The sequence below is a fragment of the Vibrio rotiferianus genome (genome assembly GCF_002214395.1).
Classification (GTDB): Bacteria; Pseudomonadota; Gammaproteobacteria; order Enterobacterales; family Vibrionaceae; genus Vibrio; species Vibrio rotiferianus.
Genome location: NZ_CP018311.1, coordinates 870772 through 886893, shown reverse-complemented (window position 1 = coordinate 886893; position 16122 = coordinate 870772). Strand labels below are relative to the sequence as shown.

General features: G+C 47.0%; 16 protein-coding genes. 4 read left to right on the top strand and 12 right to left on the bottom strand.

Annotated elements, in window-relative coordinates; translation table 11 throughout:
• Positions 1-12: 12 nt before the first annotated feature.
• The 7 genes from BSZ04_RS04120 to BSZ04_RS04090 form a co-directional block, all read right to left on the bottom strand.
• Positions 13-1035, bottom strand: coding sequence for a sensor histidine kinase (locus BSZ04_RS04120; protein WP_088879636.1), 1023 nt, complete (start codon positions 1033-1035; stop codon positions 13-15).
• Positions 1036-2364 (bottom strand): hypothetical protein, encoded by a 1329-nt coding sequence (locus BSZ04_RS04115; protein ID WP_088879635.1) that lies wholly within the window; start codon positions 2362-2364, stop codon positions 1036-1038.
• 45 nt (positions 2365-2409) lie between these two features.
• Complete coding sequence (locus tag BSZ04_RS04110; protein ID WP_088879634.1) at positions 2410-3195, bottom strand: outer membrane lipoprotein-sorting protein; 786 nt, start codon at positions 3193-3195, stop codon at positions 2410-2412.
• Positions 3188-4456 carry an ABC transporter permease gene (locus BSZ04_RS04105; protein WP_088879633.1) on the bottom strand — a complete coding sequence of 423 codons (1269 nt, stop codon included), beginning with the start codon at positions 4454-4456 and terminating at the stop codon, positions 3188-3190. The genes BSZ04_RS04110 and BSZ04_RS04105 overlap by 8 nt, the downstream gene beginning before the upstream one ends.
• Positions 4444-5142: an ABC transporter ATP-binding protein gene (locus tag BSZ04_RS04100; protein ID WP_088879632.1), complete on the bottom strand. Its 699-nt coding sequence runs from the start codon at positions 5140-5142 to the stop codon at positions 4444-4446. The genes BSZ04_RS04105 and BSZ04_RS04100 overlap by 13 nt, the downstream gene beginning before the upstream one ends.
• A 9-nt stretch (positions 5143-5151) precedes the next feature.
• Complete coding sequence (locus BSZ04_RS04095) at positions 5152-5820, bottom strand: hypothetical protein (protein ID WP_088879631.1); 669 nt, start codon at positions 5818-5820, stop codon at positions 5152-5154.
• Between the two features lie 84 nt (positions 5821-5904).
• A complete protein-coding gene (locus BSZ04_RS04090) occupies positions 5905-6825 on the bottom strand; it encodes a LysR family transcriptional regulator (protein ID WP_088879630.1) in 921 nt (306 codons plus the stop codon).
• A 119-nt stretch (positions 6826-6944) separates the two neighbouring features.
• Between BSZ04_RS04090 and BSZ04_RS04085 the strand changes: the two genes are divergently transcribed.
• The 3 genes from BSZ04_RS04085 to rodA all read left to right on the top strand — a co-directional run bounded on the left by BSZ04_RS04085 (position 6945) and on the right by rodA (position 10413).
• Entirely contained in the window at positions 6945-7994 is a 1050-nt protein-coding gene (locus BSZ04_RS04085) for an HlyD family secretion protein (RefSeq protein WP_088879629.1), read from the top strand.
• Between the two features lie 10 nt (positions 7995-8004).
• On the top strand, positions 8005-9015 hold the full coding sequence (locus BSZ04_RS04080; protein ID WP_088879628.1) for a DUF2955 domain-containing protein: 1011 nt from the start codon (positions 8005-8007) through the stop codon (positions 9013-9015).
• A gap of 315 nt (positions 9016-9330) precedes the next feature.
• Positions 9331-10413, top strand: coding sequence for a rod shape-determining protein RodA (rodA, locus tag BSZ04_RS04075; protein ID WP_010453683.1), 1083 nt, complete (start codon positions 9331-9333; stop codon positions 10411-10413).
• Positions 10414-10496: 83 nt separating this feature from the next.
• Here rodA and BSZ04_RS04070 read toward each other — a convergent pair whose 3' ends face one another.
• From BSZ04_RS04070 to BSZ04_RS04060, 3 genes are all read right to left on the bottom strand, one after another.
• Positions 10497-11213 carry a YebC/PmpR family DNA-binding transcriptional regulator gene (locus tag BSZ04_RS04070; RefSeq protein WP_005428886.1) on the bottom strand — a complete coding sequence of 239 codons (717 nt, stop codon included), beginning with the start codon at positions 11211-11213 and terminating at the stop codon, positions 10497-10499.
• Between the two features lie 136 nt (positions 11214-11349).
• Positions 11350-11559, bottom strand: a complete 210-nt coding sequence (locus BSZ04_RS04065; RefSeq protein ID WP_005428896.1) for a DUF3283 family protein — start codon at positions 11557-11559, stop codon at positions 11350-11352.
• A 90-nt stretch (positions 11560-11649) separates the two neighbouring features.
• Positions 11650-13569, bottom strand: coding sequence for an ATP-binding protein (locus tag BSZ04_RS04060; RefSeq protein ID WP_088879627.1), 1920 nt, complete (start codon positions 13567-13569; stop codon positions 11650-11652).
• 68 nt (positions 13570-13637) lie between these two features.
• On the opposite strand from BSZ04_RS04060, the gene BSZ04_RS04055 reads away from it, so the two are divergent.
• The gene (locus BSZ04_RS04055; RefSeq protein WP_088879626.1) at positions 13638-14393 is read left to right on the top strand and encodes a substrate-binding periplasmic protein; all 756 of its coding nucleotides are present in this window, start codon (positions 13638-13640) and stop codon (positions 14391-14393) included.
• A 78-nt stretch (positions 14394-14471) separates the two neighbouring features.
• Here BSZ04_RS04055 and ribA read toward each other — a convergent pair whose 3' ends face one another.
• Both ribA and BSZ04_RS04045 read right to left on the bottom strand, forming a co-directional pair.
• Positions 14472-15530, bottom strand: a complete 1059-nt coding sequence (ribA, locus tag BSZ04_RS04050) for a GTP cyclohydrolase II (protein ID WP_083388942.1) — start codon at positions 15528-15530, stop codon at positions 14472-14474.
• 164 nt (positions 15531-15694) lie between these two features.
• Positions 15695-15892, bottom strand: a complete 198-nt coding sequence (locus BSZ04_RS04045) for a PA3496 family putative envelope integrity protein (RefSeq protein ID WP_010453691.1) — start codon at positions 15890-15892, stop codon at positions 15695-15697.
• Positions 15893-16122: the final 230 nt, after the last annotated feature.

Sequence of the window (16122 nt, the reverse complement as noted above, 5' to 3'; positions counted from 1 at the left end):
ATCTTTCCCTAATCACGATTCAATTGGCCAACTCAAGCGAATACAAACGCCACCTTGAGCAGACTCACTAATGGAGACCTCTCCCTTACCTAAAAACAAAGCCTCAACTCGCTGCTTGAGATTACTTAAACCCACGCCTGAACCCATGTGCCCACTAACGTGATTCAAGCCAACACCAGTGTCTCTGACTTCAATCTGCAAGTTCTGTTGTTCGCGCTTAATGAGTAAGCTGACTTCGCCGCCCTCTCGCTTCGGCTCAATACCATGGATGATGGCGTTTTCGATTAAGGGTTGAAGCATCATCGGCGGTAACTCGGTTCTACCTAGCCCCTCTTCCACCTCAATCTTGTAACTGAGTCGCTCACCTAAACGGGTTTGCTGAATACCTAAGTACGCCTCAATTAACGCCGTTTCATTGTCTATGGTGGTGTGTTCTTCGCGTGAGCTTTTTAGCGTTGCACGCAGTAGCGCGGTTAACTGTTCTAGCATCAGCTTGGCTTTATCGACATCTTGCGACATGAGCGCACTGATATTTGCCAAAGTATTGAATAAGAAATGCGGTTCAATCTGGCTTTGCATCTGCTTAAGCTGACTCAGTAATAGTGCACGATCTTGCTCTGCTTTCTCACGTTTGATGCTTTCCAACTCTCGCTGAGCAACCGCCTCTTTCTCGCGCGAGTAAAAATAGAAATAACACATACCGCTAAACAGTAATCCCATTAAACCAACAGGGATCATATCGGAGATACCAAAATACTCTCCGAGCCAAAATTGCGCATTAATAACCCCAAACAATAAACAGGCAACAAGCGAACACACCACTTCTATCATACGTGGAATGGTTGGAAACAAACGGTCAATCAACCATGAGAAGAAGATAGCCGAGTAGCCAAACCCAAAGCTCACCAGCACATGCACATAGTAGGGGCCGCCCCAAACTGAGAGCGTCATTGCTGAGATAAAGAGACAAAATACTGTGGTCACTAATAAACTACGTAACCACCCACTCTCAACTACTGATTTTGCTGAACACATTTAAAACTTCCCTTTGATATTAAATACAATCATATGCTTATCATTGATTTGTGCGTAAGCAGATTGGTCGTCTCCGGTTAAAAAGCGTGCGGCAACTTCCACTTCTATACTTTGATCGCCGGTATCAATCCATTGGTAGTTAAGCCACTGCGTGACAATCACACCGCCATCTTGTGGCGACAGCATCACATCCAACGTGGGGGTTACATCACTTAGCCAGCCCATATCTGCTTTGCCGTTCCATGCAGCCCACGCTTCCACATCCCAACTCCAGTGCAGCATTACGTTATGCTGAACGATATTGGCATGCTGAAACCCTTGGGCGTAGCTTGTCGCAAGTAGAGATACATTAGGATCAGGGATCTGAGAAAGTAATTCGCCACGCTCTATTGCTTGTTGCCATTCGCTTTTCGACCATGCTCGGCTGTCGTACCAATATTCAGCAATCACGTTGTGTCCGGCTTGGTTTGCCCAGTTCAATCCAATTAAGGCTTGGAATGCACTGCCCTTGTCCTCAACCGAAACGGGTTGGTAAAGATCAGCCTGCTGAAACTGATAGCCGACACTTTGTTTTTGCCACAGCATGGAACCGTGCATGGCGATGGATTCATCCCACACCGCAATGGTACTGGCGCCAAGCAAACCTCGGCGCACATCATCGTAATAACCAATAAGTTGATACTCGGTGTCACCCACCAGCGCATAACGACGAATACCAACACCTTGCTGCTCTGCGGCTTGATCAAGTGCACTTTGGTCTTGTTGCCCCCAACTTGAATCGGTCGCAATCACCGTCCACTCGCCGGCCATATCGTAGTGTGAAAGTGAAAACACACCCGCCCCCTCTTCTGCGACTAAGCCAACAGGGTTTTGTCGATACGGCTTAAACAGATCCAATGGTCGGTAGCCATAACCCACACCCCAATCCACGCGCAACTTACCCAAACTCACATCAAGAGTGGTATCACCGACTTGCCACTCCCCTAGCCAGGCCAGCTCTCTAATCAGCAATTGGTTATCAGCCTCACTCCACCAATCACTCTTTCCTTGTTGATTGAGGTACAAACCTTGGCTATACAGAGCGAACAAACCACTGAAGTTCTGATAATTCACCTGCACATCCAACAGTGCATTAAGTGAATCACGAGAACTGCCCTGCGCCTGCATAAATGCGCTATCACGCTGCTTGGCAGTTTCGTAACTGACAGCCCAATCCCACTCAAAACTCAGCTCATCATTGGCAAAAGCTGGGGCTGCCGCGCCCACACACAATGACGCAGCAATCAACAGACTGGTGCTTTTGTTAAGGTTAGGCTGGTACGATTTCATGTGACTTCCTTGCTCGTTTTCATGGTTCTATTTACGAAGCTCAGACTAAAGCTGAGTCGTGTTGGCTTTCGGCAAATAACTTGGGTTGTAGAACTTGTTATCCAGCTGCCAAGGCACGATTTCTTGATACTCAATAACGGTCTTTTTGCTCGGCTGAATGCTATCAAGCAAGGTCATCTCACTGACGTAGTCTTCGCCGTTGTCGCTTGCACGTCCATATTGCGCTTGCTTGGCGAGCTTGCCAGAGCGCAAGTAAAGATCAGCTTTAATTGGAAACGCATCTTGCTCAGACAACCACAAGTCGATCTTCTGATAGCTCGCCCCTTTGGTTTTCGCGGTTAAAGCAAGGTGATAAGCCGCGACACTCTCTCCGTTCACCGAGACGGTTTCTGTCGCTTTCCATTCACCTTGATAATCTTGGCTCCACGTCAGGGTTGAGATGTCGCCGATAGACGCTTCACCAAGCAGCTTTTGCATCGGCGTAATGCGAATCGGACGGCGGCTCTTTGGCATTTGCAGCCAGTAGTTGTCGCCCATCATCAGCATCTTTTGCCCGGCTTCAACTGCCGATTTGAACACCACCAGCGATTCACGATTTGGACGTGTGTACACGTGGTAAAGGCGGGTTTTATCTAACTCTTGGTCTTGATATAAACGCACCAATGACACCACTTTGGAGGAATCATCTTGCAAGCGGTAGCTGTCCGCTTTTTCAATCAATTGCGCGACTTGCTGTGCATCTAGCGCTGTTTCATTCGCACTGACATTCATGCTTGCCATACCGCTTACCGTCAGCAGTGCAATTGGTAATAGTGATTTGAAATTAAACATAAATCAGTGCCTCCGTAATTGGCTTGTTCACTCCTTTGCGCGCCGAGAAAAACGCCGCAACCAAACAAATCATCAATACTGCGAATCCTGCGACAGCCACCAACTCCCAAGAGAAGTAAATCGTCAATGGATAACCTTCTGTGCGTCCTGGTGGCGGCGGCATTTGCACATCCACAACCATCAGTAAGACGGTAACGAGCCCAGTAAACAAAGCGCCGATTAAGCTGCCAATCACCGCAAGTAACCCTGCTTCACGCAAGAACCCAGCAATGATTTCGCGAGGGTAGCTACCAAGTGCTGACAAGGTGCCGATTTCACGTGTACGCTCGGTGACCGACATGGTCATGGTGTTGAACAGCGCAACAAAGACCACCAGTGCCATCACTGCACCCATGATGCCGAAGATACGGTCGTACAAATCTTTCACTTTGAGATAGAAGAACGCGCGTTCCTGCCAAGGCGTAATCTCAATATCTTGATCGCCAAAGTTCTGCTTTTGCTTACTCAGAACCGAAGCCACTTGTTGCTCGACTTGGCTAGTTAAACTGGTATCAAACAGGAAGACAGATAACGCACTGACTTTGTCTGAACCGAGCAGCGATTGCGCACTGTTGATGTGCACGTAAAGCTGGCGTTTATCAAGCTCTGGTACACCGGTTGAGTAGATACCACGGACTTTGAAGTCATACGCGTTCAATGCGCCGTCGGTTGTGGTCGCCAGCAAGGTAATCCAATCGCCAGCGTGCACGCTTAAGTTGTTCGCCAAATCAACGCCGAGCATCACTTCTGGCTCTGCTGGGTCATAACGCGATGCATGAATGTTGGAAAGTGTTTGCCCTTCGCGCACATCCAAAAACGGTCCTTTCATATCGAATTCGCGCTCGTTCACGCCAATGCCGATAAAGATCGATGACTTATTGCCGTTGGAAATCAAACCACTGAATTCAACTCGTGGCTGCACGCCTCGCACTTCATTCAACCCAATCAATTGCTTGGTGATGTCGTCTGCATGAGTTAACCCATTACTCAGTGGCATCTCTTCTTCTTTAGCGAAGTAACCTGGCGTGGTTAACGTCAGATGCCCCGTGTCACGAGCTGTCGACTCTTTCAAACTGTCGTAGGTGTACAGACCAAAACCACCCGCACTGGTTAAGGCAAACACGGCAATGGCGATGATCAGCATCGACAACAAACTGCGGCGGCGATTGCGTTGCAGGTTCAACCAAGCAAGGCGAACGGAAACAGGAATTAGCTTGCCCATGAAACCTCCTCCACACTTGCGTGCGTTTTGGTGATCTTGCCATCCACCAATTCAATGGTTCGATCGCAGCGAGATGCCATGCGAGGGTCGTGTGTAGCGACGATAAAAGTGGTGCCAAGCTCGTGTCCGAGCCCTTTCATAATGTCGATGACCTTGTTGGCAGTTTGGCTATCAAGACTTGCGGTTGGCTCATCAGCAATCACCAGCGCCGGTTTGTGCACTAAGGCACGCGCAATTGCCACGCGTTGTTGCTGACCGCCTGATAGGTTATCGGGCATGTGATGAATAAACTCGCCCAAACCAACGTGTTCTAGCATTTGTGTGGCGAGCTCGGTTTGTTCTGCTTTTGAAAAGTCGTTGAGGTGTAACGGATACGCCACGTTCTCCAACGCTGTCATCACAGGCACAAGATTGAATTTTTGGAACACAAAACCAAGCTTTTCACGGCGCATTTTCGCAGCCTGCATTTGTCCGGTTGGGTATGGGCGGCCTGCAAATGTCACCTGACCTTGGTATTGAGTATCCAGCATGCCAAGCACGTTAAGTAAGGTGCTTTTGCCTGAGCCAGACGGTCCGCATAATGCCACCATTTCGCCCGCAAATACTTCACCAGAAACGTCTCGCAATGCACGCACGGTTTGGCTGCCAAGGGCGTAATCGCGACTAAGTTGATTAAAAACGATCATGACGCCTCCCTAATATTTCGCTAGCAGCGCTTTCGCGGTTTGCGTTTCTAAATTGCTGTCACCCAATTGCTCCATTTGCGCTAACCATGTTTTGGCTTGTTGAACATCTTCAGCTCGTAGTGCTGCTTCAATGGCGTAGCGATAAATCCAAGACGTTGCCGCGAAAGGTTGTTGGCTAAAACTCGGCTCATCGAGCAATGAAAGGTACAGCTCGTAGCCACGCTCAAAGTGATTGAACATGTCAGGTAGAGAAGTAAATGTGGTGGCTGCCATAGCGGTGGCTAGTTGGTATTCCGGCAAACCTTGTAAGCGTTGTTGCTCTTGCAGTGGTACTGGCTGATTCGCCATTAAATCCAAACCTTTTTGGATTGTGGCAAGACCGCGCTCGGTGAACTTCATCTTGTTCCAAGGCATAAACGCCTCACGACCTTGCAACGTTTCAGCACTGCCTAAATACACCAAGGTCAATGGCGTTGCGCCCTGCTCTTCGAGTTGTTTGGATAATTCGCCGTAAACAGTATCAACTAAGCCAGAATCACCTTGCGCCGCTTGGTTGAATTGACTGAGTGTGCGCTCGCTTGGGTTAGCCAGAGCCAGATTGCTGCTGAGCGCAAATGCGGCGATAAGCGTACTTGCCAGTTTAAGAGCTTTGATTGAGCGAGATTGAGAAACCATCATGTACTGTCCTTAATTGAACGTGATTAGATGGTTTCAGATTAAGGAAGAAGATCGCACGCTGCTTTTGCATGCGACCAATGGCAGTTATATGGAGTGAATGGTATTGAGAGAGGATGAATGGTTTTGCATTTCGGCTGCCTGTAATATCGCCTCTATCATTAAGCTGAGTGCCTTAGGCTGGTAGTTGCGTTGACGATAAACCAAATAGGCTTGACGATCCCCGCGGCTGTAGGACTGCGCGACCTGCACCAGATTCAATTCAGGCTTAACGTGGCGTAAAGGGATTGACGCAATTCCTAAACCGTTCTCCACGGCTTTAATCACTGCGGTTATGTCATTGACCACTAAGCGCGGCTTGCAATTGAGCATGTCCACCAGCTTGTCTTGTTGGTAGATAGGCACTTGTGTAGTGTGCGTGCTGGCTACCCAATCTTGCTTGGCTAAATCCTCTAAGCTTTCAATGCTGCCGCCCGCTTGCGCTAAGTACTCTGGGCTAACAAAAAAGGCATGTTCCGCTTTAAACAACGGGCGAGCGATCATGTCGTCTAACCCATCCAATTCGAATGTCACCACCAGATCACGATCGGTTTCTGGAATCGAATTCACTTGGCTAAGCAGAAGATCAATGGTCACTTTTGGATAGGTTTTGATGTAATCCTCAACCACCTTGTCGACCAAGTCATTGTAGAAGCGGCTTGGCATCACCAATCGAATTCGCCCTTCGACTTGTTGGCTTTGCTGGTTGAGCTGCAAGATGCCGGATTCAATCTGCGCCATCGCACTGCTGAGCTGATCAAACGCCTGTAAGCCTGTCTCGGTTGCCACCAACTCACGGCCTTTCTTCTCCAGCAATCTCAGCCCTAGACGCGCTTCCAGCGCCGATAAACGACGAGACATAGTAGAGACCGGCAGTTCGAGCTTTTTCGATGCCGCGAGCAAAGAGCCTTGCTCAACCACTGAGCAAAACAGGTACAGATCATCAACGTTTCCAAATATGGAATTCATACTTCTTCTATTTGTTATTTTTTCCAATTTTAGATGAGTATAACCTAGCCCACGTAGAAAAGAGACCCGAATATGCCGTGAATGCGGCGCGTAATAACGAATGAATACTAGGTACAGACGTGAAAGAAAATATTTATAAATACGCGATATACACTGTTTTTTCAGCGGCAGCTTTGTTCTCCGCTTTTTTAGTCACCTCAGACAATGTTTCTCCCTTCACCACCCAAGCGACGCTGCATCGTAATGTCGCAACCATTGCGCCGGAGGTATCTGGCGTGATTACGGATGTGATGGTGAATAACGGTGAATTGGTTGAAAAGGGTCAGCCACTGTTTGCTATCGATGCCAGCAGCTACCAATTGAAAGTGGCACAAGCGAAAGCCGAACTGCGCCAAGCACGCGAATCAGATTCCGCAAAATGGCAACAATTGGCAGCAGCGAAACAAACCCAAAGCCAACGCGAGTTCGAATACCACAACGCGAAGCAAAAACTGACGCGTAACCAGAAACTGCGCAACAAAGGGCTGGCAACCGAGCAAGAGCTTGATGACGCGATCACCAATACACAAGTCGCCAGTAGCGCGGTGGAAGCGGCAAACGCGGAAGTGAAACGCATTGAGGCAGAGCTTTCTACTCAAGACCGTACGGCAGCGATTGAGCTAGCAGAAGCAAAACTCGCCAGTGCGGAGCTGGATTTAAGCCACACCCAAATCGTGGCGCAAACCGAAGGCGTGGTAACTAACTTGCAATTGCAATCAGGCAGCTACATTACACAAGGCACAGCGTCATTGATGCTGGTGGACGAAGCTCATGCGTGGATCAGTGCAGACTTCAACGAAAAAGGCATTGATAAGCTAATTAATGGTCGCGAAGTGTTGGTGTCCTTCGATGCGCTACCGGGCAAAGTATTTACTGGTGAAGTCAGCAGCCAAGAGCGTGCGATTTACGATACCAACAATGCTAATGGACAGCTTTCTAGCGTGACCAATGATACTCGTTGGATCCGTGAACAACAGAAAGTGCGTACACGCATTACGGTTCACGAGCTGGATCCTTCGATGATTTCTGGTTCACGAGCGAGTGTGATCGTTGAAAGCGGCAACCCTGTTATGGATGTCATTAGCTCGGCTTGGATTCACTTGGTGGCGATGTTCCGCTACATCTACTAGGAGGTGAACCATGTGGACCTTCGAAAGCCCGTTTCAAAGTCGTTCTGAGCGCAATGAAGCACTGCGTGTTGCCCTTACTGTGACAATTTGTATGGTGCTGGGCAAACTGCTGAACCTTGATTCTCCAGTTTATCTGGCGCTGTACCCAACCATCATCATGACCAAGAACAAAGACTACTCTTGGCTTGGTCTGCTTCGCACCTTGCTACCTACGCTATTAGCAGCAAGTGCAGCGCTGGTGGTGACCGAAGTGTTTTCACAGCATCCGTTTGTGGTGTGGACCATTAGCTTGTTCTTCTTCGACTTTATGCGCCGCAGAGCGACCACGCCGCCGAAGAAAGGTCAGATGCTAATGCCAACCTTCAACTGGATTCTGATTGTGGTGTTTGCTCAGCATACCACCATGGACATGCCAATGCGCATTCATGAAATCTTGCTGTCGATGCTGATTACCATGATCGTCGCAAAAACCATGGTGACTCTGTTTCCTGTTGAACGTGGCGGCAAGCCTCCAGTATTTGAAGAAGAGCCTGTTACGTTTGAGAACCGAGCGATTTCACTCTCGTTGATTGGTCTTGGTGTGGCGTTCTTGATGATTGTCGACATCATCTCAGCAACGTTTTGTTTGGTACCTGTGATTGCCGCCGCAACGCAAACCACACACAAAAGCTTTATCGACGTGGTTGACCGCCGTTTTCAAACTCAAGTGGGTGGCTGTGCATTAGCGGTAGTGTTCACCTTGTTGATGGCAGGGCATCAATCCACATTCGGTTACTACACCATCGTATTAGGTCTGCTTGCTTTTATGATCACCGCATCAATGGCAAAAGCGAAAGGCCCAGCCAAAGACGTCCATGCCGATGCGTTATTGGCGACCATGTTGCCGATTCAACTCTACATGACCAGTAACGAGTTAGGCTTGGAAAGCACCTTCCTTAGAGCTTGGGAGCTCGCCGTGACTTTGTTTGTGCTTTGGGCGCTGTACCATTTCACGCATAAAGCAGACAAAGCCCAAGCGTAATCACGCCATCGCCTTAAGTGTTCAATACTTAAGGCGACTCTTGTTCTTATCGCGCTCATTTCATTGCGCTGTCTGTACCAATTTCCATTTCAACCTTATAAAAAGTGTGGCGTAAAACCTCAGCCTGGTGTATTTATCCATCCCACAGCTTTCCAGGTCAGCTTACCCATAACAGGCGGCGTCGCACACTCCTCTCTTGCACACCCTTGCGTAGTGTCTGTTATTTCCAAATTGGATTCTTAGCATCGGAATAGTTTGAGCTCGCTGAGTTCTGGTTGTTTTCGCCCCACTTGGGGCGTTTTTAGGTTATAGAAGATGAACAAGCGTTTCTTCCCTAGGATTGACTTGCCACTTTTGATGGCGATCATTCCGATCATGCTGTTGAGTTCGCTCACTCTATGGAGTGCCAGTGGATTCAATGAAGCTATGCTATATAAACACCTCGCTCGATGCGGTTTGACGCTGGTGTGTATTTTGGTGATGTCGTCGATTCCTGCGTCCAGTTATCAACGCTCAGCACCATATTTATATGTCATTGCCGTTTCTCTTTTGGCTGCCGTTGCCTTGTTTGGTGATAGTACTAATGGGTCACAGCGCTGGCTCGATATTGGCTTCTTTCGTTTTCAGCCCTCTGAGCTAATTAAGCTTTCGATCCCTATTATGATTGCATGGATGCTACATATTGAAGGTGGACGTCCAGACTTTAGAAAAATCGCCTTCTGTCTGTTGATCACTTTTATTCCTGCAGGATTGATCGCGTTACAACCAGATCTAGATGGGGCGATCTTCACCGTCATTTACACGCTATTCGTTCTGTTTTTTGCAGGCATGAGCTGGAAGATAATTGGTGGATTTTTAGTGAGCGTCCTTACACTAGCTCCAATACTCTGGTTCTTTGTCATGGAGTCGTATCAAAAAAGCCGTGTCACCCAGTTCCTAGATCCTGAGTCGGACCCTCTGGGTTCAGGCTACCAAATCATTCAATCATTGATTGCGATTGGCTCTGGCGGCATGAAGGGCAAAGGGTGGATGAATGCGACTCAAGGCACGCTAGGCTTTATTCCAGAAAGCCATACCGACTTTATCTTTTCGACCTATGCAGAAGAATGGGGCTTTATTGGCTGTGTGGTGTTGTTGGGATTGTACTTGTTCATTACCGCACGTGTAATGCTGCTGGCGTGCCAATCTGAGCACTTTTTCAGTCGTTTAGTGAGCGGTGCATTGGCGATGAGCTTCTTCCTTTACGCCTTCATCAACACAGGCATGGTAAGTGGCTTATTGCCGGTTATGGGGAGCCCATTGCCGTTCTTTAGCTACGGTGGTACGGCGATGCTAACCCAAGGTATCTGTTTTGGCGTGATCATGTCACTGTGTTATTCCAAGTACCGAAACACCTAAACGCTAGTCACAATAAAACAGGCAAACTATACGATCAAAAAAGGCTTCCCTCGGGAAGCCTTTTTTACAACTGGAAAACCGAATTATAGTTCGCCGTTGTGGTATACCTGTTGAACGTCGTCACAGTCGTCTAGAAGATCTAGGAACTTCTGGAATTTCTCTGCATCTTCACCCGCAACTGGCGTGTGAGTTTGAGGAACAAATGTGATTTCTTCAACGTCGATCGTTAGATCTGGGAATGCACCGTTAAGCGCAGTTTTTGTTTTGAAGAACTCAGTATGAGGTGCGAATACAGTGATAACACCGTCTTCTAGCTCAACGTCAGTAACGTCCACGTCTTCCATCATTAGCGTTTCTAGGATGATTTCATCATCTTCGCCTTTGAATTGGAATACCGCTTGGTGATCGAACATGTGAGAAACAGAACCTTCAACACCAATTTTCGCACCCACTTTAACAAAGCATTGGCGAACGTCTTGGAATGTACGGTTACCGTTGTCTGTTAGACAGTCTACGATCACGCTTGTGCCGCCAGGGCCAAAGCCTTCGTAACGTGCTGGTGTGTAGTCTTCACCACCGCCGCCGTTCGCTTTGTCGATCGCTTTATCGATAACGTGTGCAGGAACTTGGTCTTTTTTCGCTTTTGCGATCAGGTGCTTCAGAGACAAGTTCATGTCTGGATCACCACCACCGTTTTTCGCGCACATGTAAATTTCTTTACCGTATTTGGAATAAACTTTAATTTTTGCGCCTGCAGTTTTCGCCATAGAGGCTTTGCGCACTTCAAAACTTCTTCCCATCGGGATGTCTCTCTAAATTCAAATTTAATGCGAAGGATTTTAGCAAAGAGTGAAGAATTTTACCTTTTCACTCTGCAAAGAAATGGGGAGAATACCTCATTCGCCGCTGTGATTTGCACCATAGCCACGTTCCGCTCTACGCGACACCCATCACTCGTTTGTACTTATCGACTGCCTGTTGAAAAAACACTTTCTCATCAGCATCGTTAATCTTAGACAACTGTTCTTCTATTACCTCAGGACCAGATTTCGCCTCTTTAAGCTTCCAAACTAAAAACGACGCTTGCTTATCAAGTTCGATTTTGTTTTTCTCGTCAGGCGGCAATAGGGATAGATTGAACGACATGTACAGCCTCAAGGTACTTAAATACTAGCCGCGCACTATAACACACAGATTTAGCATTTAAGAAGTGAAACACACTTTACTTGATCAATTTCAAGTTGCATGTTTGGGGTTGGATCGCGTTTGCAATGATTCCGGCAGGTATTGCTCAAAAATTTGCTTCAAGCGTTCTTTTGTCACTGGTTTAGCAACAAATTCATTCATCCCAATAGCAAAACATCGACGCTGATCTTCTTTGATAACGTTCGCACTCAAAGCAACAATCGGTACTTGCTTACCCCAAACGCCCATCTTGCGAATGTTCTCTGTAGCAACAAAACCATCCATCACTGGCATTTGGCAGTCCATCAGAATCAGATCGAATTGATGCTCTTGGCACAGTCTAAGTGCTTCCTCACCGTGTTCAGCTACTCGAACTTGCATACCGAGCTTCTCCAACATAATACGCACTACTTTCTGATTGACCTCAGTATCTTCAACCACCAGTACCCATGGTTTTCCACTGTCAGGCTTTAGCTCAGTATTTTCAGAGGTATTGGTGTCACCTTTTGGAAACTCAAGGACATTAATCGTATTGGAGGCGATCAGCTTGTCACTGACGATATTGAGTGGAATGGTGAATTCAAAACAGCTTCCTAGGCCGGGTTCACTGGTCAGGCGAATATTCCCCCCCATGACTTCAACTAAACTGCTACAAATCGCTAAACCAAGACCTGTGCCTCCGTATTTACGCGTGGTACTACCATCTGCTTGTTGGAACTTCTCAAATACCGCTTGTTGATTTTCTTTGGCGATGCCTATACCAGAGTCCACCACTCGAAAACACACGCTCGCAACCCCCTCTTCTCGGCTCACTTGTGACACCATCAACTTAACGTGCCCGCGCTCAGTGAACTTTACCGCGTTACTGAGCAGGTTGCTCAACACTTGTTTAAGTCTGCCAACATCCCCTTCGACTTCTAGCGGTAACTTAGGATCGATATCGCAAACCAGTTGTAGCCCCTTCTGTTGGGCTTTGACAGTGTGAAGGCGTCCAACCTCCTGCAACAAATCGAGTAGGCTATAAACCGTGCTTTCCAGTTCAATCTTGCCCGCCTCGATTTTGGAGAAGTCGAGTATGTCGTCGATGATTACCATCAGCGAGTTTGACGAGCTGTTGATAATGGAGACCAAGTCTTTTTGTTGTTCATCAAGCTTGGTATCACTGAGTAAAGAGGCAACACCGATAATTCCATTCATTGGTGTACGAATCTCATGACTCATAGTGGCAAGGAATTCGCTCTTCTTACGGTTTGCGATTTCGGCTTTGTCGCGCGCAGCTTCGATTTCTACTTGGTGCTCACTAACACGCTCAACACTGCGGTTGTATTTGCATTCTAACAAACCCACTTCGTCGAGAAACCAACGCTTAGGAAGCTGCACCTTGCTTGGTACATGGCCACCGCTGAAATCACTCACCGCGCCAGAAAGCAACTGCAATGGTTTCACCATCAAACGAAACGTGACCCATAAAACACCTAGGATGAGTAAAAAGATCTTGATCGCTTCCGCGATCACGAGAAAAAAGAAGGTTTGCCATAATCCTTGGTAGATCGGGCTGAGATCAGATTGCACCGTCACTTGAGCAAGATCATACGTTTTTACCCCTGTGTCATATTGCAATGGCCATTGTCGCTCGATCCGATCTTCAGTCAAAGCAGTGCCTAGTTCGAAGATCACTTCATCTGGCGTCGCAATTCTTAAATAATCCACCGAGGGCAAACGCATGACCCCTTCTGCCTGAGTGCGTAACAGCTCACGATCTTCGACCCACAAACTGGCAGAAAAACTGGATAGGTAGCTGGTTTTCACTTGTTCAAGCTGGGTATCTAGACGAACAAGATCATCGTTGAAATCACGATATAAACTGATGAAAGAGCTGATCATGGTAAAGATTAAACTCAACGCAAAAATCGCCAACATCAATTGATTCCCGATGCTGACTCTGGGTTGAACTCGCTCTTTTGCATCCATATGAAATCGATTCCTTAAACTTGCGCTACTATAAATATAGTCAGGTCACGACAATAATCGAGGTGAGAATGAAAGGACTCTTACGTACATTAAGCTTAAGTTTTTTAGCAATAAGTACACATTCGGTGGCAAGTAAAGTGAATTATTACGTCATCGCTGATCAAGCCCGACCATTCCAAATAGAACAACAAGGTAAGCAGCATTCAGGCATCGTAACCGATATCATCAATGCCATCTTTGCTGAATCCGATTATGACGTGAAATACCATACTTACCCTTTCAAGCGAATGATTTCAGTGCTCGAAGCGGGAGGAGAAGAAAACTGGGTAACTTACGGTAGCCCGAATTGGGGTAAAGTTCAGTCTGAAAATCTGTCTACACTTCCTATTTACACTGTAAAGCATGTACTGGTTTCTAGCAGCAAAGCCCCCTTCAAATTCAGCGACATGCAGCACATGCAAGGTCGTTCAATTGTGCTGCTGCTTGGCTTTGATTACCCGAACTTGAGCCCTTTCTTTGAAAACGGTACCGTCAATGAAATGCGCGTCAAAGACTACAACGCCGCATATCGCGTTCTGCAACGAACCCCTGGCGATACCGCGTTTGTCGAAATGGAATCGCGCGTGGTGTACAACATAAAACGTTTAGAGCTGCCAATGGAAAACTTCCAAATTCAATCTTTCAGTGCTGTGATTCCAGACTACCCTATCTATTTAGCTTTCTCTCCAAAGATGAATCCAAAAGTACAGAGCTTTATCAATAAGCGCTTGGCTGAACTAAAAAGTTCGGGGAAAATCGACGATATCATCAAAAAATACATCTAGTCGTTCACACCCAACCAGTCATGAAAAAACCGCCAGCTTGGATAAGCTGGCGGTTTTATTTTTATATAGTTTCAGCAATTAATCTTGTTCTACAAACTTAGGGTCGAACATGTGGCCGAGCTTGTTGGCTTTGGTTTGTAAGTAGTGCTGGTTATTGGGGTTATTGCCTTCTTGTAATGGCACTCGCTCAACTACGTTGATGCTCACCTTCTTCAGCGCTGCAAGCTTACGTGGATTGTTAGTCATCAAACGCACTTCATCGATTCCAAGATGCTCCAGCATCCCCTTACAAAACGCGTAATCACGCATATCGGCAGCAAAGCCAAGACGCTCATTGGCTTCAACAGTGTCAGCACCTTCATCTTGAAGATGATACGCACGAATCTTGTTGATTAAGCCAATCCCCCTGCCCTCTTGACGAAGATAGAGCAGCACACCGCAGCCTTCTTCCGCAATATTTTGCAATGCACGATTAAGCTGAAAACCACAATCACAACGCGTACTGAACAGCGCATCACCGGTTAAACATTCTGAGTGCAAACGAATCAGTGGCGCTTCTCTTTTTGAGGGCTCACCATACACCAACGCAAGATGCTCTTTTCCTGTCGCATTCTCGATAAAGCCATGCATAACAAATGTCCCCCATTGAGTGGGCAGTTTGGCTCTATCGACAAAGCGAACCAAGTTGTAAGGTTCTCGGTGTTTAAGTTCAGCACGTACGTTCATTAAAATCTCACCTAAATGATTCTGACCGGAACCATCACCGCCGTCGCCCCAAAAGGCATCTTTGTGCGAATGCTCTGTTAGACATGCACTCCCTGTCTGCATCAACTTTTTAGCAAGCTGAGGGTTTTGCAGAAACTTCTCACGTACGATAAACGCCATCACAGAGAGCTTGTCTTCATCCCAATCTTCACGCACTAAGTGCTGATGTTTGCGGCTTAAAGCAAAGGCTTCATCGGGACTTTTAGCAATGAGAATCTTATTTTTTAGTTCGGGGTCGCTGAACTTCTGAGCTTGATAATAATGTTCGCTGGTGGGCCAAAATTGGGTAGAGACTTTGATCGGAACTTGGCAAAAGTTGGAGAGGAAACCGTGAGATTCATCGGGTTCATAAAAAAGGATCTGATCAACCATAATCGTACTCCTGACATTGCTATTCAATAGTCAACAAAAAGCATATCGCTATTGATATAATGTTTAGTAACGCAGGATAAGAAAGTCAAACAACTTGGTGTAAATCAGAAAATGAAAAGGGCAGCCTTATGACTACCCCAAGGTTTTATTCCGCAGTGTGAGAATTAGTGAATTAAGCCAAGTTCCCTTGCTTCTTCGATGCTTAAGCCGCTTTCACGGATTTCACGAAGTGCTTCAATACGACGTCTTGCTTCGGCAGACTTCACAGTTTTCTCAGGTCTCACAACGGATTCTTCTTCTGGGAGTTCCCACTTGTGAGCGATGTTGCTCATCTCTTCATGGTCGATAGAATTAATGGACATATTTCCTCCGAACACACCATGTTTTCGATGGCTAATCTATAGCAAACCCCTACCGCTGAGGTAAGAAAAACTGTGGGGAAATGTGACCCCTTTCGACCTTTCATCAACTCGTTAATAGATTCATCATTTAGTTTTTGCAAACCACGTTTATAGCGATTAGATTTGAAGAATTCCCCCTACGAAAAGTAAGCTGATCCAGCTCTCATTTTTCCCTCACAAGTTCACACTTC